The sequence below is a fragment of the Exiguobacterium sp. s75 genome (assembly GCF_018617145.1).
GTDB classification, from domain to species: Bacteria; Bacillota; Bacilli; order Exiguobacteriales; family Exiguobacteriaceae; genus Exiguobacterium; species Exiguobacterium profundum.
On the sequence record NZ_JACSJQ010000004.1, the window covers coordinates 169204 to 188959 of the forward strand.

Annotated in this window: 21 protein-coding genes; 12 read left to right on the top strand and 9 right to left on the bottom strand. The window is 48.7% G+C overall.

The annotated features are described in order from the left end of the window. Positions 1-19 precede the first annotated feature (19 nt). Genes KNO68_RS13105 through yfkAB form a run of 3 tightly spaced genes read right to left on the bottom strand, consistent with a single transcriptional unit; the run spans position 20 to position 2559 of the window. Entirely contained in the window at positions 20-1162 is a 1143-nt protein-coding gene (locus KNO68_RS13105; protein ID WP_078146369.1) for an MFS transporter, read from the bottom strand. A gap of 42 nt (positions 1163-1204) precedes the next feature. After that, a complete protein-coding gene (locus tag KNO68_RS13110) occupies positions 1205-1399 on the bottom strand; it encodes a hypothetical protein (RefSeq protein ID WP_015880865.1) in 195 nt (64 codons plus the stop codon). Between the two features lie 53 nt (positions 1400-1452). Next, complete coding sequence (gene yfkAB / locus KNO68_RS13115; RefSeq protein ID WP_214685591.1) at positions 1453-2559, bottom strand: radical SAM/CxCxxxxC motif protein YfkAB; 1107 nt, start codon at positions 2557-2559, stop codon at positions 1453-1455. Between the two features lie 85 nt (positions 2560-2644). Between yfkAB and KNO68_RS13120 the strand changes: the two genes are divergently transcribed. The 3 genes from KNO68_RS13120 (at position 2645) to KNO68_RS13130 (ending at position 4727) form a co-directional block, all read left to right on the top strand. Further along, positions 2645-2854 carry a hypothetical protein gene (locus tag KNO68_RS13120; RefSeq protein WP_015880867.1) on the top strand — a complete coding sequence of 70 codons (210 nt, stop codon included), beginning with the start codon at positions 2645-2647 and terminating at the stop codon, positions 2852-2854. After that, positions 2851-4227, top strand: a complete 1377-nt coding sequence (gene rlmD / locus KNO68_RS13125; protein WP_215112566.1) for a 23S rRNA (uracil(1939)-C(5))-methyltransferase RlmD — start codon at positions 2851-2853, stop codon at positions 4225-4227. The genes KNO68_RS13120 and rlmD overlap by 4 nt, the downstream gene beginning before the upstream one ends. A gap of 92 nt (positions 4228-4319) precedes the next feature. Then, the gene (locus KNO68_RS13130) at positions 4320-4727 is read left to right on the top strand and encodes a cytidine deaminase (protein ID WP_078146373.1); all 408 of its coding nucleotides are present in this window, start codon (positions 4320-4322) and stop codon (positions 4725-4727) included. Between the two features lie 29 nt (positions 4728-4756). Here the strand turns inward: KNO68_RS13130 and KNO68_RS13135 are convergent, their stop codons facing one another. After that, a complete protein-coding gene (locus KNO68_RS13135; protein WP_078146374.1) occupies positions 4757-4963 on the bottom strand; it encodes a hypothetical protein in 207 nt (68 codons plus the stop codon). 117 nt (positions 4964-5080) lie between these two features. Here KNO68_RS13135 and KNO68_RS13140 point away from each other — a divergent pair, with 117 nt between their 5' ends. Next, complete coding sequence (locus tag KNO68_RS13140) at positions 5081-5368, top strand: hypothetical protein (protein WP_015880871.1); 288 nt, start codon at positions 5081-5083, stop codon at positions 5366-5368. Positions 5369-5393: 25 nt separating this feature from the next. On the opposite strand, the gene KNO68_RS13145 is transcribed toward KNO68_RS13140, so the two are convergent. The 5 genes from KNO68_RS13145 to KNO68_RS13165 form a co-directional block, all read right to left on the bottom strand. Further along, positions 5394-6785 carry a sensor histidine kinase gene (locus tag KNO68_RS13145; RefSeq protein ID WP_015880872.1) on the bottom strand — a complete coding sequence of 464 codons (1392 nt, stop codon included), beginning with the start codon at positions 6783-6785 and terminating at the stop codon, positions 5394-5396. Next, the gene (locus tag KNO68_RS13150) at positions 6782-7471 is read right to left on the bottom strand and encodes a response regulator transcription factor (RefSeq protein WP_074037712.1); all 690 of its coding nucleotides are present in this window, start codon (positions 7469-7471) and stop codon (positions 6782-6784) included. Before KNO68_RS13150 ends, KNO68_RS13145 begins: the two co-directional genes overlap by 4 nt. 168 nt (positions 7472-7639) lie before the next feature. Further along, positions 7640-8206 carry a GNAT family N-acetyltransferase gene (locus tag KNO68_RS13155; RefSeq protein ID WP_215112565.1) on the bottom strand — a complete coding sequence of 189 codons (567 nt, stop codon included), beginning with the start codon at positions 8204-8206 and terminating at the stop codon, positions 7640-7642. A gap of 177 nt (positions 8207-8383) precedes the next feature. After that, positions 8384-9538, bottom strand: a complete 1155-nt coding sequence (locus tag KNO68_RS13160; protein ID WP_015880875.1) for an amidohydrolase — start codon at positions 9536-9538, stop codon at positions 8384-8386. A gap of 12 nt (positions 9539-9550) precedes the next feature. Further along, positions 9551-10459: a TIGR01777 family oxidoreductase gene (locus KNO68_RS13165; protein ID WP_078146379.1), complete on the bottom strand. Its 909-nt coding sequence runs from the start codon at positions 10457-10459 to the stop codon at positions 9551-9553. A gap of 145 nt (positions 10460-10604) precedes the next feature. On the opposite strand from KNO68_RS13165, the gene recX reads away from it, so the two are divergent. The 8 genes from recX (at position 10605) to KNO68_RS13205 (ending at position 19746) form a co-directional block, all read left to right on the top strand. Next, entirely contained in the window at positions 10605-11417 is an 813-nt protein-coding gene (gene recX, locus KNO68_RS13170) for a recombination regulator RecX (RefSeq protein ID WP_078146380.1), read from the top strand. 48 nt (positions 11418-11465) lie between these two features. Next, a complete protein-coding gene (locus KNO68_RS13175; protein ID WP_078146381.1) occupies positions 11466-13106 on the top strand; it encodes an L-lactate permease in 1641 nt (546 codons plus the stop codon). 320 nt (positions 13107-13426) lie between these two features. Next, positions 13427-15151, top strand: a complete 1725-nt coding sequence (locus KNO68_RS13180) for an ABC transporter ATP-binding protein (RefSeq protein ID WP_215112564.1) — start codon at positions 13427-13429, stop codon at positions 15149-15151. 22 nt (positions 15152-15173) lie between these two features. Next, entirely contained in the window at positions 15174-17219 is a 2046-nt protein-coding gene (locus KNO68_RS13185; protein WP_215112563.1) for an ABC transporter ATP-binding protein, read from the top strand. A gap of 9 nt (positions 17220-17228) precedes the next feature. Next, a complete protein-coding gene (locus tag KNO68_RS13190; RefSeq protein WP_214685601.1) occupies positions 17229-18407 on the top strand; it encodes an RtcB family protein in 1179 nt (392 codons plus the stop codon). Positions 18408-18475: 68 nt separating this feature from the next. Further along, the gene (locus KNO68_RS13195; RefSeq protein ID WP_015880882.1) at positions 18476-18790 is read left to right on the top strand and encodes a YfhH family protein; all 315 of its coding nucleotides are present in this window, start codon (positions 18476-18478) and stop codon (positions 18788-18790) included. Further along, a complete protein-coding gene (locus tag KNO68_RS13200; protein ID WP_078146385.1) occupies positions 18787-19056 on the top strand; it encodes a YfhJ family protein in 270 nt (89 codons plus the stop codon). Before KNO68_RS13195 ends, KNO68_RS13200 begins: the two co-directional genes overlap by 4 nt. 150 nt (positions 19057-19206) lie before the next feature. Next, positions 19207-19746, top strand: a complete 540-nt coding sequence (locus tag KNO68_RS13205; RefSeq protein ID WP_015880884.1) for a helix-turn-helix domain-containing protein — start codon at positions 19207-19209, stop codon at positions 19744-19746. The last annotated feature ends 10 nt before the right edge of the window (positions 19747-19756 follow it).

The window sequence follows — 19756 nt, forward strand, 5'->3', positions numbered from 1 at the left end:
GGGAACCATCTGCCTCTGTTTATAAGTCGATTGGTTTAGCGGTTGACGTGAAGAGTCGTAGCGCTAGAATACCGAGAATGACGGCATACATAAAGAAATAGACCTCTTTCGGTAAAGACAACCAGAAGGCACCGATCATCGGACCTGAGATCGAGCCGATGCTGAATGAAATACTGTAGAGCATGTTTCCCGTCGGCAGTAACGAACGGGGAAGCACCTCTGTCATATGCGCCAAACCGAGTGAATAAGTCGATCCTAGCCCGGCGCCGGCAAGTGCGAATAGGAAGAGTAGACCGACATAGGAATCGACAACAAGATTCGCCAAAGTGAATACGAGGGTACCAAACGTCAGCACGATTTGTAAGATCCGCTTCTTACCGTACAAGTCTGCGAGGCGACCAAGAGGAAGCTGAACGACAATCGACATGACGATGAACGTCGTGATGAGTGTGCTCGTTTCCGTCAAACTCATCCCATTCCGAGACGTAAAAATGGGAAAGTTGGCATTTAAGCTCGCTTCGAGAAACCCATATGTAAAGGCAGGGAGAAGCGTGTATCCCGCACCGACAAGAATCAGTCGAATTCGTCCTTTCGAGTCGGTCTTCACTTTTTCGACCTCCGGAAACTCGTTCTCGACTTTAAAGACGAGCATCAACGAAGCGAGACAGAAGAAGACGATGATGAGGAACGGTAACCAAAACCATAGGTCGACGAGTGGTGCGATCAATGGACCGATGGCAAAACCGAGACTGAAAGACATTCCATAATACGCCATCGCTCGACCGAGACTGCTCTTTTCACTTGCTGAGGTCACCCATACTTGTGACCCGTAGTGTAGAGCCGAGTCGCCGAATCCGATGAAGAAGCGCATCATCGCCCAAACGAGTAAGGACGGCCAAATCGGTAAAGCGAAGGTCGCGACAGCCGTCAATACGATACCGAGGACGATGGTCGGTCGGAATCCATATTTACGGACGAATCGCTCCAGGAGAGGCGCAGAGACGATCACACCGACGTAAAGCATCGTCGCGTTCAGTCCGTTCACCCAGGCCGGGGCCCCATCCCGTTCAATCAACGTGGATAAGAGTGGGATGAGCGCACCTTGAATCAAACCGGAAATAAAGACAATCAATAGTAAAATCATAAAACGAAAACGGAGCATAGGTTCACCTCATGAAGTCAAAGTAAAAAGCCGAGAAGGGTCTCAGCTTTTCGTGTCGTCAATCGGTTGTGGAGAGTGATTCAAATGCAGCAATTCATCATCCCAACTGCCTTGACTAAACATTTCATCATGCTCTACTTTGTCTGAAACGAATGCGGCTGTCAATAAGATGCTCAGTACTCCGCCAAAAATAATGATGGCCATCACGGTAATCATGAGGATATAAATCGCAGTCATCTACACGCACCTCGATTCATTTAATATACAGAACATTTCCCGAATCAAAATATTTAAAACGATGTAGCTTTACGAGATTGGAAATCGACCGTCGGATAATAGGCTTGTTTAACGAGTGCGTTCGGCCCGAGACACTTCACGGCAGGGCAGTGACAAGAGAGTGTAGCGTTCAATTGGCTGTTCGTCCACTTATCATACGCCTCTTGGAATGGTGTGTCATAGACGGTGCCGAGTGAACCGAGTTCATCACCGAAATCGGTCACGATGATCTGTCCGTCAAAGATATTCGTATTGAGACGAGAACGTCCATCTGGGTCGTTTCGAACGGTCACGTTTTTTGTTTCATGAAGTCGCTTCAACAGAGCACGGTCTTCAGGTAGGTCAGAACATGCATAGAATGGTAACGTCCCGAACAACATCCATACGTTCTCGTCACGGGCATCGAGTAAGTCATGGATGGCTTGTCGCGTATCAGCGAGCGATGCTGATTCGAGGGCGCTAGCGAAGTCTGCGGGGTACATTGGGTGAACCTCATGTCTTTGGCAACCAAGTGAGACAATTTCTTCATGGATTTCTTTCAAATGAGGAATCGTCCGCTTGTTGATCATCGTCTCCGCGGATACAATGATTCCTTCAGATGTGAGAGCACGTGCGTTGTCTTTCATCGTCTGGAGCATTTTCAATCGGGCCTCTTCACTCGGTTTCCGGTCCATCATCGCGAATCCGCCTTCAAGGAAATCGTCATCGGTGCCCCAGTTATGCGAAATGTGCAAAACGTCCAAGTAAGGGGTAATAAGATGATAGCGAGATAACGGTAGCGTCAAATTCGAGTTGATTTGCGTACGGGCCCCACGTTCTTTCGCATAACGTAACAATGGAACGACATAGTTGCGGACCGATTTCATGGACAGCATCGGTTCACCGCCTGTGATGGAGAAGGCACGCAAATGTTCGATCTCATCCAGTCGTTGAATCAACAGGTCGAGCGGAACTTCTGGTTCTTCCGTTTGGTCGAGCATATAACCGACCGCACAATGTTCGCAACGCATGTTACACAGCTTCGTTGTGGTTACTTCGACGTTGGATAAGACGAGTCGACCGTGTTCGACTTGGTCGAGATAGGCTTCCCAAGGGTCGAAAGTTGGGGAGATGTTTTGCATGTGGATTCCACCTTTTCATCAAGTTACACGAAATAGTATGCTATAATAGCAACTCTTTGTCACGAACCAAAGGAGCGATTACAAGATGGGTAAATCACGAACAGATACTGCCGGAAAGATGAACGTCCTAAAATCGAGAACGGAATTACTCTGTCTATCGGTCAATACGCTAGACGAGCATACGACACCTGAAGATTTACATCGCCTGTTAGCCGACATTGATTCGTTGCGCGCTAAAGTAGTGCGTTACGCCAAAGACCTAGAACAATCGTCTCGAAAGGATGAATCAGATTGAAATTAATTACAGGAGATTTTAAAGATGTCACGGTCGAGCGACTTGGCATTAATGGAGAAGGCATTGCGACACTTAATCGCATGGTCATCTTCATTCCGAACTTATTGCCGGGAGAACGAGCCAAAGTCGAAATCACGCGTGTGGAAAAAAACTATGCGGAAGCGCGTGTCGTCAAACGAGATAACGACTCGAAAGACCGCGTCAAAGCACCTTGTCCGATTTACGATGAGTGCGGGGGCTGCCAAATCCAACATATGAGTTCAAGTCTGCAGATGGAGTATAAGGAAGAAATCGTTCGAAACGCCTTCCGTCAAAAGACGAAACTAAACGTGGACAAATCGGATATCCGTCCAACAATCGGAATGGAAGATCCATGGTATTACCGGAACAAATCACAATTCCCACTCGGCACGCGTCGCGGTGAGATCGTATCAGGTCTCTACAAACCGAACTCGAACCATCTAGTGCCGATCGAGCACTGTATGGTCCAACAACGGGATACGACGAACATCAACAATGCGATTGTCCGTATTTTAAACGAACTTGATATTCCCGTCTACGATGCACGTCGCGACACGGGGTACGCGCGCACCATCGTCGTCCGTTCGGGTTATAACACGAACGATGTTCAAGTCGTTTTGGTCGTCGGACATGAAGATGTCCCTGATTTAGATGAATTGAGCGACCGCATCATGGAATTGCCGAACGTAGTGTCGTTCCATATCAATATCAATGCAAACCGTTCGGGTGTTATTTTCGGTTATCGGACAGTTCACATCGCCGGTCAGGAGAAAATGGATGAACAATTAGACGACGTTCATTATCACTTATCACCACGCGCATTCTTCCAGTTGAATCCGGCACAGACAGAAAAAATGTACCGTGAAGTGGTCGAGGCCGCAGGATTGACAGGTGAAGAACGTGTGATCGATGCGTATGCAGGAGTAGGGTCGATCGGACTTTGGTTAGCCCCATATGCGAAAGAAATCCGTGGAATGGAAGTCGTGCCGGAAGCGGTCGAAGATGCCAATGACCATATGCGTGAAAATGGCTATAACCATGTCACATACGTCGAAGGGCGTGCCGAGCATTGGATTCCACGTTGGGTAAAAGATGGATGGATCCCAGACGTCATCGTAGTCGACCCGCCACGCACAGGGATGGACCATCAATTGATCAATTCCATCATCTCGTCGAAAACGAAGCGAATCGTTTACGTGTCATGTAACCCGCAGACGATCGCACGTGACGCCGACCAGTTGATGAAAGCGGGATACAAAGTGAATTACGTACAGCCGTATGATATGTTCCCACAGACATCTCATGTCGAGTCGGTCGTCGTATTCGAGAAAAAGAAAAAGAAAAAATATTGACGAGACCGTGAAAAGGCTTGTCACGTAAGCGTTTTCACGATATAGTTCAGATGTCAGACTTCTTTTCAAATATAGAAGTGGAGGAACATCCTATGATCTCACAAGAACGCGTACAAGAACTCGTCCATAAAGCCATCGAAGCGCGCAAACGCGCCTATACACCGTATTCAAAGTTTAAAGTAGGAGCTGTTGTCATCGATACATCAGGAAACGAAATTACAGGATGTAACGTGGAAAACGCCTCGTACGGACTATCGATGTGTGCCGAACGCACAGCCATTTTTAAAGCCGTGTCAGAAGGTAGTGACGCGATTGAAACGGTCGTCGTCGTCGGTGACACAGAAGGCCCGATTTCACCATGCGGTGCGTGCCGCCAAGTGATCGCTGAATTCGCTGGTGAAGACTTCACGTTGATTCTTGCAAACTTGAACGGTGATACGAAAGTGATGACGAAAGAAGAGATGTTGCCTTACGGATTTTCACCGAAGGATTTAACATAACAAGCTGCGGACAAACGTCCGCAGCTTGTTTATTTGTCTTTATATTTCTTTTCACTCACTGACTCATCTTTCGAGTGACGTTTATTCTTTTCATCCTTCACTCGTTCGTTCAATTCCTCGACAGGAATCGGGTCGACGGTTTGCATGCCGTCCTCGTCAAAAATACTCTCTTTATCCGTGTCTACCGCGTCTGGATTATCAAACGGACGTTTCGAGGTAGGTCGTTTCTTTTCCATTCAATCGCCTCCTTCCATTAGCCATTCCACTCGTAGAAATGTTGTAAACGTTTTCGATAATGGTTTTGAGATTATAAAATGGTGGAATGAAGAGTGCATAGTGAAGGAGGGGTTAGGATGGATCGGAAAGTGTTGATGGGGATTGTCTTAGGTGTTGCCGGTGCGGCGCTCGTTGCACCAAAAGTGGCGGCGCTGCTTTCGCAACGTGAGGAAGAAGATACGTGGCAGAAGATGGATGAGCGGGAAAGTGTCGATGCGGATCAGGATGAGGCGGAGCAAGGGCTCACGCAACTCGATTCGAGTCACCGTGCCGAGTGGCAGGCGAACGGTTTTCCGCAGACGCATGCCGAACGTGAACGACTCGAGCAAGAGTCAACCGAACAATATAAAGGGAAAGACATATGAAAAGGCAGCCATCGCGGCTGCCTATTTACATATCAAATTCATCGTCAGGTAGAAGCGGCAAACCGACAGTGACAGTCGTTCCTTGTCCGACTTCAGAGCTGAAATGAAGAGACCCTTCATGACGCTCGATAATGTGCTTCGCAATGGCCAAACCGAGACCGGTTCCGCCATCTTTTCGTGTCCGTGATTTATTGACACGATAGAAGCGTTCCGTCAATTTGTCTAAATCTTCTTTCGGGATGCCTCGACCTTCGTCACGTATTTCCGTAATTGCATATTCGGTTTCGGCGAACGTTTTCACATGAATCGTCTTGCCAGCGTCCGTATATCGGAGCGCGTTGTCGAGAAGATTGCCGATGACTTGTTCGAGTCGGTCATGGTCACCGAGGATGATCAAGTCGAAGTCTAAATCCGATTCGATTGTCACGCCTTTTGCCCGGGCAATCGGTTCAAGACGATAGAGAACGTCTTCAAGCACTTGCGAGTAAACGACCGGTTCTTTCGTCATCGGGTATGAGTCCCGCTCTAGCTGGGCGAGATCGAGTAAGTCCGTGACAAGGCGCTGAAGCCGGTTCGTCTCGTTCTCGATGATGTCGTAATATTGCGCCCTCGTTTTTTCGTCCAACGTTTCATCTTGAAGCATCTCGGTATAACCGCGGATGTAGGAGAGTGGCGTGCGAAGTTCGTGACTGACGTTAGCTAGAAACTCTTTACGCTGCTCTTCAACAAGTCCGAGCGATTCCGCCATCGAGTTGAGCGTGTCTGCGAGTTCACCGATTTCATCGTCGTAGACGATCGGGATGCGGTGGGAGAAATCACCTTGCGCATAGACTTGAGAGGCACGCTTCATCTGAATGAGTGGTTGGATGATCGTGTCGATGATCTGTTTACCGAATAGGAGCAAGTTCACGATCATGAGGACGAGTAAAAACGTGATCATGAGCCGAATCGGTTGGAACGGTTCACTGATTTTACTGAGCTCCATATACAAAATGAGTGCATTGTCGAGTTCATCGTCGCGGATGAGAGGAAATGCGGTCATCAAAATGTCGACGTCCTCGGTCGGATGTTTCCGGGTCACCGAGATGGCATAACCGTCCTGCAACCGTTCGAGGTCTTGCTGCCTTAAAAAAGTTTTACCGGAGCCGAGTGTGTCCTCTCGAACGGAGGAGAGGAACACTTTCGTTTCGGTCAATTCGTTCGTGTACGTCATACTATCGGCGAACGCGTCCGAGAAACCGTCGGCCTTATAGATGGTGACAAGTTTCTCACCGCGATTGATGAGCAGTTCTTCTTGCGTTTGAATATAGAACTTGTCGTACAGATAAAACGTCATGATGAGAAACACGAACGCTGAGAAGAGGCTGGCTGTCCAGATGGTAATCCAAATCCGCTTCCTGATCGTGTATCGTTTCATCCGTTTGCCTCGAATTTGTAGCCAATTCCCCAGACTGTCTGAATATAACCGCCCGCCTCGCCGAGTTTCAGGCGAAGCGTCTTAATGTGAGTATCCACCGTGCGAAGGTTACCATGATACTCGGTCCCCCAAATTTGATCGAGCAATTGTTCACGAGAGAATACTTTTTCGTCGTTCGTGATGAATAGGTAGAGCAAATCAAACTCTTTTCGTGTCAAGTTGACGGTCTTCCCTTTCACACTGACGGTACGTCCTTCGATATCGATTGAGAGGACCCCGACATCAAACGTCGCTTCTTGTTCTTTTGAGAAGCTGTGCGTGCGACGGAGCGTCGCTTCGATTCGTGCGAGTAATTCGCGTGGGCTAAACGGTTTCGTGATGTAATCGTCTGCCCCGATTTTGAGGCCATGAATACGGTCGAGCTCTTCTGAGCGTGCCGTCAACAGGATGATGGGTACGTTTGAGAACTCACGGATGCGCATGCAAGCCGTCAATCCGTCGAGTTCCGGCATCATCACATCAAGTAAGACGAGATGGAACGTCTCTTCTTTCAAGCGTTCAATCGCTTCAAGGCCGTTTGAGGCGGTGACCGTCTCATACCCTTCTTTTTCTAAATTTGATACAAGTAAATCGCGCATTTGTTCTTCGTCGTCGGTCACGAGGATACGAAACATTGATTCTGACATATGCCATTCTCCTTTGCAAAACGGTTAACGGGAGTTGTGATAAATCCCTCATACTTCTATCATACCTATCTCTTCGAATTAGAACAGATTTATTCGGCTCCGACAAGTTCCCTCCATCAAATCCACACAAAAACGCCACAAAAAAGCCAATTCTTTGACAGAATTGGCTCATGCTTCGAGTTGTGCCTCGTATGGCACTTCGTATTCCGGGACGTGCAGGGCATGCAAGTACAATTGGAAGCTCGACTTGGATACCTCGTATAAAACATACTCCACGTCACCTTGGTTGATCTCCGCGAGCAGTTCAGAGCGGATCTCGTTCGCGCAAAACGCGTACGGGAGCTTCTTTGCTGCCGCAATCGATCGTTCATTCGATTTACGGATTTTTAAAAATACGCTCTCAATATCAAGCTCGAAGAACAGTTCTGAGAAGAACGCCTCTTTCGCCACTTGATTATAACCTTTGCCGTGATACGGCTTGCCAAGCCACGTGCCGAGGAATCCATAGCCGGATTCGACATCGAACAAGCTGATCGTCCCAATCGGGATGCCATACTCGTTCGTGATGGTACGTGAGATGATATTTCCTTGCTCTTCTAGCTCGATGATTTGCTTCGTGCTAAATAAAAACTCGTCAAAATGGACCGTCTTTTGACGGACATACGGAAAGACATCTGGGTGTTGCATCAGTTCGAACAACTCCGCGCAGTCGGTGAGCTCACGAAATTTGAGCACCTTTACATTCCTCCTCCTATTTCAGACCGCTGAAGAATAGTCGTAACGAAAGCATACTTCTGGCTTCGCTGTTCGAACCGCCTTGGCTGCTTTATGAAGTTACAAGATAATTTTATATAGTATTTTTAAAAAAGCAAGTAAATTATGCGTAAAAACCCTTATGAAAAATAATGAAAATTACTCGACCTCATGATGGGTTTCAGCACGGTCCGTTTTGTACACGACTTCACCGTTCACAATGGTCATAATCGGCTTCGATAAGTAGTCGAGCGGGAAGTGACTCCAAAGCACCAAATCGGCATCTTTTCCGACTTCGAGAGAGCCGATTCGGTCGGCGACACCTAGTGATTCAGCCGGATTGATGGTGATTCCGCGTAACGCGATGTCGACAGGCAGTCCTTCACGTGCTGCAAGTCCGGCGCACAAGTTCAAATATTGGACCGGTGTGTACGGATGGTCGGTCGTGATGGAGACGATCATGCCGTGCTCATGGAGAATGCGATACGTCTCCCACGTCTTGTTCTGAAGCTCGATTTTAGATTTTCGAGTAAACGTCGGTCCGACGGTGACATGTTTCACACCGAGTTCTTGTAATTTTTCAACGACGAGATGACCTTCTGTACAATGCTCGATGCGATAGTCGAGATCGAACTCTTGGGCAAAGCGAACGACAGATAAAATGTCATCGGCGCGGTGGGCATGCACACGAATCGGCATCTCTCGGTCGAGGGCAAGTTGAATCATCTGGCTGCCGAACGTTCCGATCGTTTTGGTCGACCCGACGGTACGGAACGCTTCACGAAGCAACCCCATAATCCCCATCCGCGTCAAATCACCGGTTTTCCCCATACTATGAATCCGTTTCGGGTTTTCGCCGAGCGCCATCTTCAATCCGGCATAACGACGGACGATCATGTCGTCAATATAGCGACCGTGTGTTTTGATGACACTGGTCACACCACCGATGACGTTCATACTTCCTGGCATGACCTGAACGGCGGTTACGCCTGCCATCAGCGCTTCTTGAAATCCTTCGTCAAGCGGGTATACCCCGTCAATCGCACGAGCATGAGGCGTCATCGCTTCGACCGTTTCATTGGCGTCGTTCCCGACAGAGCCCGTTCCTTCGTCATATAATCCGAGGTGGGTGTGAGCATCGATGAAGCCGGGGAATAAAAAGTTTCCTTCGGCTTCAATGACATGCTCCCCGTCAGTCGGTTCAAGCAAATCGGACATTTCGACGATTTTCCCGTCCCGAACACGGAGGTCTCCGTAAAAATGGGGGGCAGTGATGGGGTAAATATGGGCATTTCGGATTAGTAAGTGACTCACAATTCATTCTCCTTAAGCATCTTGTAGTAGTTGTGTTAGAGCCGGTTCCAATGTTTCATAGCGGAACTCGAAACCGTGTTGAAGTGCCTTCGTCGGAACGACTTTCGCTCCTTCTAGGACGATGACGCTCTTTTCACCGAGGACGAGTTCCATCATTGGGGCAGGTGCCGGGATCCAGTGAGGACGATGCATCACGTTCGCAATCGTCTTCCCGAACTCGTTCATCGTCACCGGTGTAGGTGCAGTACCGTTGACCGGTCCTTCGATAGAATCGGTCTCGATGACGTGCACGAACAAGCGGACGAGGTCGTCTAAATGAATCCAAGGAACCCATTGCTCTCCTGAACCAATTTTACCACCGACCCCGAATTGATAGGGGAGTTTCATTAATGGGAAGGCACCGCCATCATTCGATAAGACGACGCCGGTGCGCATCGTCACAAGACGAACGCCTAAATCACGAATGGGTTCTGCTTCCTGTTCCCAGAGGACGCAGACATTCCCGAGGAAATTAGTCCGTGTCGGTAATGGGGTTTCTTCGGAATACGTAATGGAACGATCTTCACCGTATATGCCGATGGCCGAGCCGCTAATGACGACCTGTGGCTTTTGTTTCAACTGTTGAATGATCCGGACGACTTCCTTCGTCCCTTCGATTCGACTTTGAAGGATGGCTTGTTTCTGTTTGTGGGTCCATCGTCCGTCGTTGATTGAGGCGCCGGCCAAATGGATGAACGCATCTGTTCCCTCGAGTTCCTCTTCTGGTTTACTATTTGGTGTCAACCATTCGATAAACGACACACCGCGATGGCGGGGACGTGGATGACGTGTCAACACGACGACTTGATGTCCGGCGTCGGCCAGTGCACGAACGAGTGGTTGACCGATGAGCCCGGTTCCACCGGTGATTGCGATTTTCATGAAATTCCCTCCGATATCATGTGTTGTTTCTAAAATGGGTATAAGTCAGTATATCCAGATGAATACCCTTTCTTCTAACTTATCAAAAATCCTCTACGTTTCTTGAACGTGATATGTTAGAAACATGGAATGGAGGGGAGTCGTTGTGAAAATTGCAAAGTTCACGACCCAGAAGAAGAACCAAGACCGACTGAACGTCTTCATCGAACGGGAAGGGAAAGAGGAGTTCGCGTTCGCTATCGATGTCGATGTGTTCATCAAGTATGGGCTCACAAAAGGGATGGAGCTCGAAGACGATTTTGTGCAAGACGTCCTTGAGGCGGAAGAAATTCAGAAAGCCTATAAGTTAGCCATCAATTATTTATCGTATCGAATGCGTGCCATCTCAGAGGTACGGGACTATCTCGTGAAGAAAGAGTTAAGTGAATCCGCTATCAAACATGCCATCACACGACTGATCGAGCAGCGCTATTTGAACGATGAGGAGTTCGCGAAAGCGTATGTCCAGACGAAATTCAACACGAGTCCAAGTGGGCCGATCAAAATCAAACGCGAGCTCGAACAGCTCCGAATCCCAACGGACGTTGTTGAATCCGTATTAGAATCAATCTCACACGAAGATCTCGTCGAGAAGGCCGGAAAGTTCGTGAAAAGGAAACAACTGGAAACGAATCGTCGTTCTGCCACAGAAGTGCAACAAAGAATTCAACAAACCCTGATGCAAAGGGGGTTTACCTTTGATATTATTTCAGAGGCGATTCAAACTTTTTGGGAAGAAGAGGACGAAGATGTCGAAGTTGCGGCATGTCTGAAACAGGCTGAGAAGTTGAGTCGGAAGTTCAGCGGGTACGATGCGTTCGAGCGCAAACAGCGTATGAAGATGCAGCTTCGACGCAAAGGATTTCCGTATGATGTGATTGAACGTACGTTAGATCGACTCGCTGAAGAAGAATCGTGATGGGACATCTGTTTACGGTAGGGGAAAACACGAAAAGGTGGGTCTATATTGACGATTTTAGAATGGATTACAGCACTGACACCGATTGTGGCCGTGCTCATCTTATTGGTCATTATGCGTTTACCTGCATCGGTAGCCATGCCCTTGTCACTCGTGACGACGGCAATTTTAGCGTTTTTCGTCTGGCAATTGGATGCGACACGAATTATGGCGGCGACATTACAAGGACTCGTCATCGCCGTCACGACAGTATGGATTGTCTACGGGGCGATCGGAATGATGAATACGATGAAAGAAGGGGGCGGGATGAACGCGATTCGCTCCGGATTCGTCAACATCACACCTGACCCGCGTATTCAAGTTTTGATTGTCGGATGGTTATTCGTTTCATTTATTGAAGGCGCATCTGGATTCGGGACGCCTGCAACGGTTGCAGCACCGCTCTTGATCGCACTCGGATTTCCGCCGATTGCCGCCGTTGTCATTGCATTATCCGCAGACGTGTCGGCTGTGACATTTGGTGCGGTCGGGACACCGGCACTTATCGGGATCGGGAACGGTCTATCTTTAGATGTGAACCAGCCTGAGTCGATTGCCTTCTTGACAGAGGTCGTCTTACAGACGGTGTTGATCGATATGGTAGTCGGACTATTCATCCCGTTCATTTTAATTTTGATGTTGACGCGTTTCTTCAGTAAGGAAAAGTCGATAAAACCTGCACTCGAGGTATTTCCGATCGCGATTGTGGCGGCGCTGTTGTACAGCGTACCGGCGTACATTTGGACACTCATCCTCGGGTTTGAGTTCGGTGGCATGCTCGGTGGTTTAACCGGTCTCGTCATCCTCGTTGCTATGGCTCGTAAAGGCATTCTCATGCCGAAACGTGTCTGGACGTTTGATGGATATGTGGATGAATTAGAACCATCTACTGAGAAAGTGACGCTCAAATCAACCACGCGTGAATTACCACAGTGGAAGGCGTGGGCACCTTATCTCATTTTGACGATTTTCTTAGTTCTCACCCGTACCGTACCATTTTTAAACGAACTCTCTCGCAGTGTCCGGATCAATCTCCCGAACATCCTCGGGGTAGAAGGAGTTTCGACGTCTTGGGAACCGTTCTATTCACCAGGTTTCATGTTCATCCTGACGATTATTGCGACATTCTTCTTACACAACATGAGTTGGTCACAAGTGACATCGGTGTTTAAGGCGACGACACTTGGAGTCGTCGGAACGGCCATCACGTTAGCGGCGTCGGTTCCGATGGTCCGCATATTCATCCATTCTGAAAACGGGGGTGCCGGACTCGCTTCGATGCCGGTCGAACTCGCGACGGCAGCTGCTGACACGTTCGGCGGGGTTTGGCCGCTTGTCGCACCGTGGATTGGGGCGCTCGGCGCCTTCGTGTCAGGGTCGGCGACCTTCTCGAACATGATGTTTTCAAGTTTAACGACAAACGTTGCGGAGTCGGTTGGACTCAATGAAACGCTCGCTTTATCGATGCAGATGGCAGGGGCGAACGCAGGGAACATGATCTGTGTGCTGAACGTCGTAGCGGTCGCATCGGTTGCTGGATTACTCGGCAAGGAAGGGACCATCATCCGTTACACGCTCATGCCGATGATTTATTACGTGACGGCCACAGGGGTCATTGGTCTCATTTTAGGCATGTTTTTCTTAAACTAAATCAAGTTACAATTTTTTTACAGAATAATGTTGACAATTTTCAGAACAGTTTGCTAAGGTTTGAGTAGATTTTAAAACTATGAGACGAGAGGAGCCAGAACGATGAACAACATTGCACTCACAAACACACTCAAAACATCATATGGCTACTCATATTTAACTGCGTGACATTGGCAGCTGGATAGGGGTAGTGTCCTTTCCCTGACCATGCAAAAGACTGAAGACTACTTCAAGCGCGCTTCATTTGATTGGTTGCACAATCAGGTGGAGTGCGCTTTTTTGCGTGTTCGGATGGATTGGGCGGAAGGGGGAAATCAGTCATGAAACTGATTAAGCAATTGGATTGGTTTATTAAAAGACAGAAACGAACGTACGTGATTGCGATTATCTTATTGATCATCACAGGGGTTGTAGATATGCTGCCACCTTGGATTATCGGTCAGGCAATCGATGCGATTCGTGAAGGAAGTTTGACGACAGAGCGATTGATTCTGATTGTATCGTCGCTACTCGGCATCATGGTGTTATCGTACGTGATGTCATACTTGTGGATTGCCCGACTCTTCGGGACAGCCTTTTTACTTGAAAAGAAATTGAGAGGTCGCTTCTTTGGTCACCTTCTCAAACAAACACCGCGCTTCTATCAACAACATCGTACGGGTGACTTGATGGCACTTGCGACGAATGACTTAAAAGCGGTGGAGCGTACAGCGGGATTTGGGGTCATGACATTAGTCGACTCGTTCAACATGACGCTCATCGCCTTGACGATTATGGGCGTGTTTATCGATTGGAAGTTGACGCTCGCAGCACTCTTGCCGATGCCGATTCTCGCCTGGTCGATGAATAAACTTGGGAGTCAAATTCATACACGGTTCACGGCAGCCCAAGATTCGTTCGGCGTGATGAACGACCAAGTCGTTGAATCCATCTCCGGTCTTCGGGTCGTTCGTTCCTTCGTTCAAGAAGAGGCGGATACGAAAAAATTTGATGACATCACGGATGACGTGATGGCGAAAAACATGCATGTCGCTAAAATCGACGTCTTGTTTGAGCCGGTCATCAAATTACTCGTCGGACTCAGTTATTTGATCGGACTCTCGTTCGGGACGTATCTCGTCTTTACGAACGACATCACGCTCGGTCAACTCGTTTCCTTCAACATTTATTTAGGGATGTTGATTTGGCCGATGTATGCCTTCGGGGAACTCATCAACGTCGTCCAACGAGGAACGGCGAGCTTGGAACGGATTGAGACGACGATGAATGAGGTACCGGACGTTTCGTCAACCGGAACGGTTCACATCGATGTACCGGAGAAGATCACCTTCAAATCGCTCTCATTCCGTTATCCAAACGCGAATCGGGAGTCGTTAGAGGACATCGTACTGCACGTCTCGTGTGGTGAGACGATTGGAATTGTCGGACCTACTGGAGCTGGGAAGACGACGTTGTTACGTCAATTGCTCCGGGAGTATCCGATTGACGATTCCCTTCTCGTGAACGGGGTGCCGATCTCGGACATTAAACTTGAAACGGTCCGTGGTTGGAGCGGCTATGTGTCACAAGAGCATCTTCTATTCTCAAAAACGGTGCGTGATAACATTCGTTTCGGAGTGGATGATGTTTCGGATGAAGCACTCGACAGAGCCATTCATCTCGCGGCGTTCGATACGGACATCGAACACTTGGAGAACGGTCTCGATACCGTCGTAGGGGAGCAAGGGGTCATGCTGTCAGGTGGACAAAAGCAACGATTGTCGATTGCACGCGCCTTACTGAAAAATCCTGAGATTCTGCTTCTTGACGATTCGCTCTCAGCAGTCGATGCGAAGACGGAATCACGCATAATCGATTCGGTCCGCACGAGCCGTGAGGCGAAGACGACCTTTATCGTGGCGCACCGTCTTTCTGCGGTGGCACATGCTGACCAAATTCTCGTCCTTCAAGATGGACGAGTTACCGAGCGCGGCACCCACGACCAACTAATGGAACGACACGGTTGGTACTATGAACAATTTATTCGACAAGGAGAGACGGAGTAATCCGGGAAAGGGGGAATCTCTCATGATCGATCAATATGAATTAGATCCGGTCCGCCGGAAGAAAACGATCCGCTCACTCGTTGGTTATGCCAAGCAAGTGAAGCGCTCCATCTTCCTCGGACTGACATTACTCTTTTTAGCGGTCGGTGCAGAACTTGCCGGGCCGTATATCGCCAAAATCATTATCGATGAGCATATCGTCGCCATCGAGCGTGACTGGGTTCAAGTCGAATCCGGCGGTAGTGTTTCCTTTAATGGAGAATCGTATGAGAAAGAAACGAGACTAGACGGTCAAGAGGTGATTCAGCCGGTCTCGATTGTCCAAACGACCGATGGGTACTATCTCGTACCTGAGGCGATTATGAGCGGAGGCGTCCGTGAAGTCGATGGCGACGTGCTGACGATTTCAAGAGGGGACGAAACGGCGACATATGACAATATTGTCTCGCTCTCGTCGACCGACGTGTTCCAGTTCTATCAGACGGATTTACGAGCTGTCCTTCTCTTATCGGGATTGTACGTCGTCCTGTTACTATTTGCGGCCGGATTGAACTGGGGACAACAGATGCTCCTACAACGATCGGCGCATAAAATCGTCAAAACGATGCGTCTTGACGTGATGAAGCATCTTCAAACGATTCCGGTACGCTATTTTGACCAGACACCAATCGGGAAGATTGTCAGTCGTGTCACGAATGACACAGAGACGATACGCGACCTGTATTTAGGAGTGCTCGCTCGCGTCTTCCAAAGTGTCGTCATGATGATCGGGGTACTCATTGCGATGTTCTTCCTAGACGTGCGTCTAGGGCTCGTCTCGCTCATTATCATCCCGGTCGTCATCGTCTGGATTAAGTTGTTCCAACGTTTCTCGACAAAAAATAACTTCCGTGTCCGCGCACTCGTCGCGGATATGAACGCGCAGTTGAATGAGAGCATTCAAACGATGCCAATCATTCAATCATACGTCCGCGAAAATCTCGTTTATGACGAGTTCAATGAGAAGAACAGCGACAACTTCCAAACGAGACGGAAACTGTTGAAATTGGATGCGTTGATGAGCCACAACCTCGTCAACTTCTTCCGAAACATGGCGCTCGCCTTACTCATCTGGTTTGTCGGGGCTCAAACGCTCGGTACGGGAAGTGTCCTGACACTTGGGATTCTGTACGCGTATATCGACTATGTCTCGCGGATCTTTGAGCCAGTGACACAAATCATGAACCAATTGTCACCACTCCAACAAGCGCTCGTCTCGGCCGACCGGATGTTCCAACTGCTCGACGAAAAAGGGGAACCGGTCTCATCGGAACGTCTTCCACGCTTTAAAGGGGATGTCGTCTTTGATGATGTCACGTTCAGTTATGAAGCAGGGAAACCGGTGTTGCAACAGATTGAACTACACGCTGCTCCTGGTGAAACGGTCGCACTCGTTGGACATACGGGAAGCGGGAAGAGCTCAATCATGAACTTGCTCATGCGTTTCTATGACCCATCCGCCGGAGTCCTCCGAATCGATGGCATGGACGTGACAAAACTACCGACGCAGGCGGTACGAGACCATCTCGGGATCGTCTTACAAGACCCGTTCCTATTCACTGGAACGATTCGCACGAACGTCACGCTTGGCGATGAGACGATTACGGACGAACAGGTATGGAAAGCACTCACAGCCGTCGGGGCAGACCGTTTCGTGAAGCAGCTACCGCAAGGCATCGATGAACCGGTGATTGAGCGTGGAGCTTCACTCTCGAGTGGAGAACGACAGTTGATCAGTTTCGCACGCGCCCTCGTCTTTGACCCGGCCATCCTCGTCCTCGATGAAGCGACAGCGAGCGTCGACTCGGAGACGGAGGCATTGATTCAGGATGCGCTCAAAACACTCACGTACGGTCGGACGACATTTGTCATCGCGCACCGACTTTCAACGATTCGGGAAGCGGACCAGATTCTCGTTCTCGACCACGGTCGAATCATTGAGCGAGGCAACCACCAGTCACTCATCGAGTATGGCGGTGTCTATGCCCGAATGCATGAATTACAGAGTAAACAACAAGCGATCAGTTAAGGAGGTCACATGGAAATCAAGGGGAAATATAACCGCGCCAAAGTGTTCAACGAACGAATCGATGATATGACGCGGGATCAAATTGAAACATTGCTCGACCAACCGTTCACACAAGGGGCATCGATTCGGATCATGCCGGACATGCATGCGGGGAAAGGGTCGGTCGTTGGAACGACGATGACGATTCAAGACAAAGTCGTGCCAAACCTGGTCGGTGTCGATTTAGGGTGTGGGATGCTTTGTACGGAAATCAAAGCCAAGCGAATCGATTTTCAACGACTCGATGACCTCATTCGTGAACTCGTACCGAGTGGAATGAACATTCGGGAGAAGGTTCACCCATACGCATCTGAACTTCCACTAGAAGAGGTGCGAGCGCCGTATAAACTCGACCGAGCCTTGCGCTCGGTCGGGTCGCTCGGCTCGGGGAACCACTTTATTGAAGTGAACCGAGATGACTCGGGACGTACGTTTCTCGTCATTCATTCCGGTTCGCGCCATCTTGGGGTGCAGATTGCCGATCACTATCAGGAGCGAGCGATTCAACACATGATGGAAACACATGATGTAAAAGAAGAAATTGAGCGTTTGAAAGCCTTAGGTCGACAACACGAAATCTCGGCTTATCTGGAAACAGAGCGGGCGTCACGTAAACCATTTCGAGACCTGGCTTATGTGGAGGGGACGGATATGGACGATTACATGCATGACGTGCGCATCGCTCAACAATATGCGGCGGCGAACCGTCGTGCGATGACGGATGTGATTGTCGAAGCGATGAATTGGAACATCGTCGATCAATTCGACACCGTCCATAACTATATCGATCATGATGCGATGATCCTGCGAAAAGGGGCCATCTCCGCTCAAGAAGGAGAGCGAGTCATCATTCCGATGAACATGCGAGACGGTTCGCTCATCTGTACGGGGAAAGGGAATCCAGACTGGAACTTCTCGGGTCCACATGGCGCAGGTCGGATCATGTCTCGGTCGGCCGCGCGGAAACGCGTCGATTTCAAAGAATTCAAACGTTCGATGGAAGGTGTCTGGTCGACATCAGTTCGCCCATCGACAATCGATGAATCACCATTTGTGTATAAGTCGATGAAAGAAATTGTTCGTTATATCGAACCGGCCGTTCAAATCGATCAAATCATCAAGCCACTTTACAACTTCAAGGCGAACTGAGTCACGTACTCAGTCTCGTCTTTTTCTTTTTTCGTAAAATCTGATACGCTTACATCGAGGTGAACGATATGGAAAAGCGGTTAAGTGACTTATCGAAATATGAGTTAGAGCAAGAGATTCAAGCATTACATGAACGGAAACGAAAGGCTGAACAGATGGGCATGGTCAGCGAAATTGAAGTCGTCCTTCGACGGATTGCGATTGCCGAAAGCTATTTGATTGACCCATCATCGTTTCGTCCAGGTGAAACATATGTCGTCAATTACAATGACCGTCCGTTTCGCTTGAAATTCGTCAACGGCGTCATGGGCTGGGGGACGTTTGAAGGTGAGATGACAGAACGGGCCATCCCGCTCTCAGAATTGTCGGAGGTGAAACGATGAACCGGAACGAACAATATGAACGGCTCGCGGTCATTTTAAAAGAGAAGAATGACGTCTTGAACGATTCAGAAGCGGTGACGTGGGTCGAAGTGTTATGGGAAGATTTTGAGACCTCACTTGCCAAGGCGGGCGAACCATATCCGGGAGAGGCAAAGGCTTTCCAATACGTCATTCAACAGATTGATGCATATGGGGCACAGCTCCATTTGTTCCAAACGAAAAACGAAAAGTTCAAGCATTTGATGTCTGAACGGAACTTACACTGAGTCACGTCCTTGGGGCGTGATTTTTTTATTGCAATTCGTCAACAATTCGTTATAATGAAGGTCGCTAATAGTTTGTTTTAAAGTATAGTATAGATAAACTTTCTTTAGTTGAACTCATGTTTCACTAAACACGAAGGAGGCGTTCAGTCGTTGGAAGTAGGTCAAAACATTAAGCGGCTCCGGATCAAAAAAGGATTGACCCAAGAGGAGCTGGCGGAACGTACCGATTTGAGTAAAGGCTATATTTCTCAAATCGAGCGGGATTTAAGCTCTCCCTCACTAGAAACGTTATTCGATTTATTGAATGTCCTCGGGAGTTCCCCGAAAGAGTTTTTTGATGAAGAGTTGAATCAAAAAGTGGTGTACACCGTTGACGATCGCACCATCTATACGGATGAAGAACGCAAATATCGGACAGAATGGCTCATCCCGGAATCGAATGAAAAAGAGATGGAGCCCATCCTTGTCACATTTTTCAAACATGGAGAGTTCAAACAATATGAGCCTTCGCGTTCGGAGACGCTCGTATACGTCTTGTCCGGCAAAATCGCCTTGAAATTAGGGAACCACACATATTTTGCCAAGACAGGGGAAACCCTTTATTATGTCGCTTCGGATTCGCATCAACTCGTCAACGATAACGATGGAGAGAGTGAATGTCTCATCGTCGCGACCCATTCATATTTATAAGTCAACAGAG

Excerpts from the sequence above, each read along its gene's own strand:
- KNO68_RS13105 (WP_078146369.1), bottom strand. The coding sequence starts at position 1,162 with ATGCTCCGTTTTCGTTTTATGATTTTACTATTGATTGTCTTTATTTCC.
- KNO68_RS13110 (WP_015880865.1), bottom strand. The coding sequence starts at position 1,399 with ATGACTGCGATTTATATCCTCATGATTACCGTGATGGCCATCATTATT.
- yfkAB (WP_214685591.1), bottom strand. The coding sequence starts at position 2,559 with ATGCAAAACATCTCCCCAACTTTCGACCCTTGGGAAGCCTATCTCGAC.
- KNO68_RS13120 (WP_015880867.1), top strand. The coding sequence starts at position 2,645 with ATGGGTAAATCACGAACAGATACTGCCGGAAAGATGAACGTCCTAAAA.
- KNO68_RS13130 (WP_078146373.1), top strand. The coding sequence starts at position 4,320 with ATGATCTCACAAGAACGCGTACAAGAACTCGTCCATAAAGCCATCGAA.
- KNO68_RS13135 (WP_078146374.1), bottom strand. The coding sequence starts at position 4,963 with ATGGAAAAGAAACGACCTACCTCGAAACGTCCGTTTGATAATCCAGAC.
- KNO68_RS13140 (WP_015880871.1), top strand. The coding sequence starts at position 5,081 with ATGGATCGGAAAGTGTTGATGGGGATTGTCTTAGGTGTTGCCGGTGCG.
- KNO68_RS13145 (WP_015880872.1), bottom strand. The coding sequence starts at position 6,785 with ATGAAACGATACACGATCAGGAAGCGGATTTGGATTACCATCTGGACA.
- KNO68_RS13150 (WP_074037712.1), bottom strand. The coding sequence starts at position 7,471 with ATGTCAGAATCAATGTTTCGTATCCTCGTGACCGACGACGAAGAACAA.
- KNO68_RS13165 (WP_078146379.1), bottom strand. The coding sequence starts at position 10,459 with ATGAAAATCGCAATCACCGGTGGAACCGGGCTCATCGGTCAACCACTC.
- KNO68_RS13180 (WP_215112564.1), top strand. The coding sequence starts at position 13,427 with ATGAAACTGATTAAGCAATTGGATTGGTTTATTAAAAGACAGAAACGA.
- KNO68_RS13185 (WP_215112563.1), top strand. The coding sequence starts at position 15,174 with ATGATCGATCAATATGAATTAGATCCGGTCCGCCGGAAGAAAACGATC.
- KNO68_RS13190 (WP_214685601.1), top strand. The coding sequence starts at position 17,229 with ATGGAAATCAAGGGGAAATATAACCGCGCCAAAGTGTTCAACGAACGA.
- KNO68_RS13195 (WP_015880882.1), top strand. The coding sequence starts at position 18,476 with ATGGAAAAGCGGTTAAGTGACTTATCGAAATATGAGTTAGAGCAAGAG.
- KNO68_RS13200 (WP_078146385.1), top strand. The coding sequence starts at position 18,787 with ATGAACCGGAACGAACAATATGAACGGCTCGCGGTCATTTTAAAAGAG.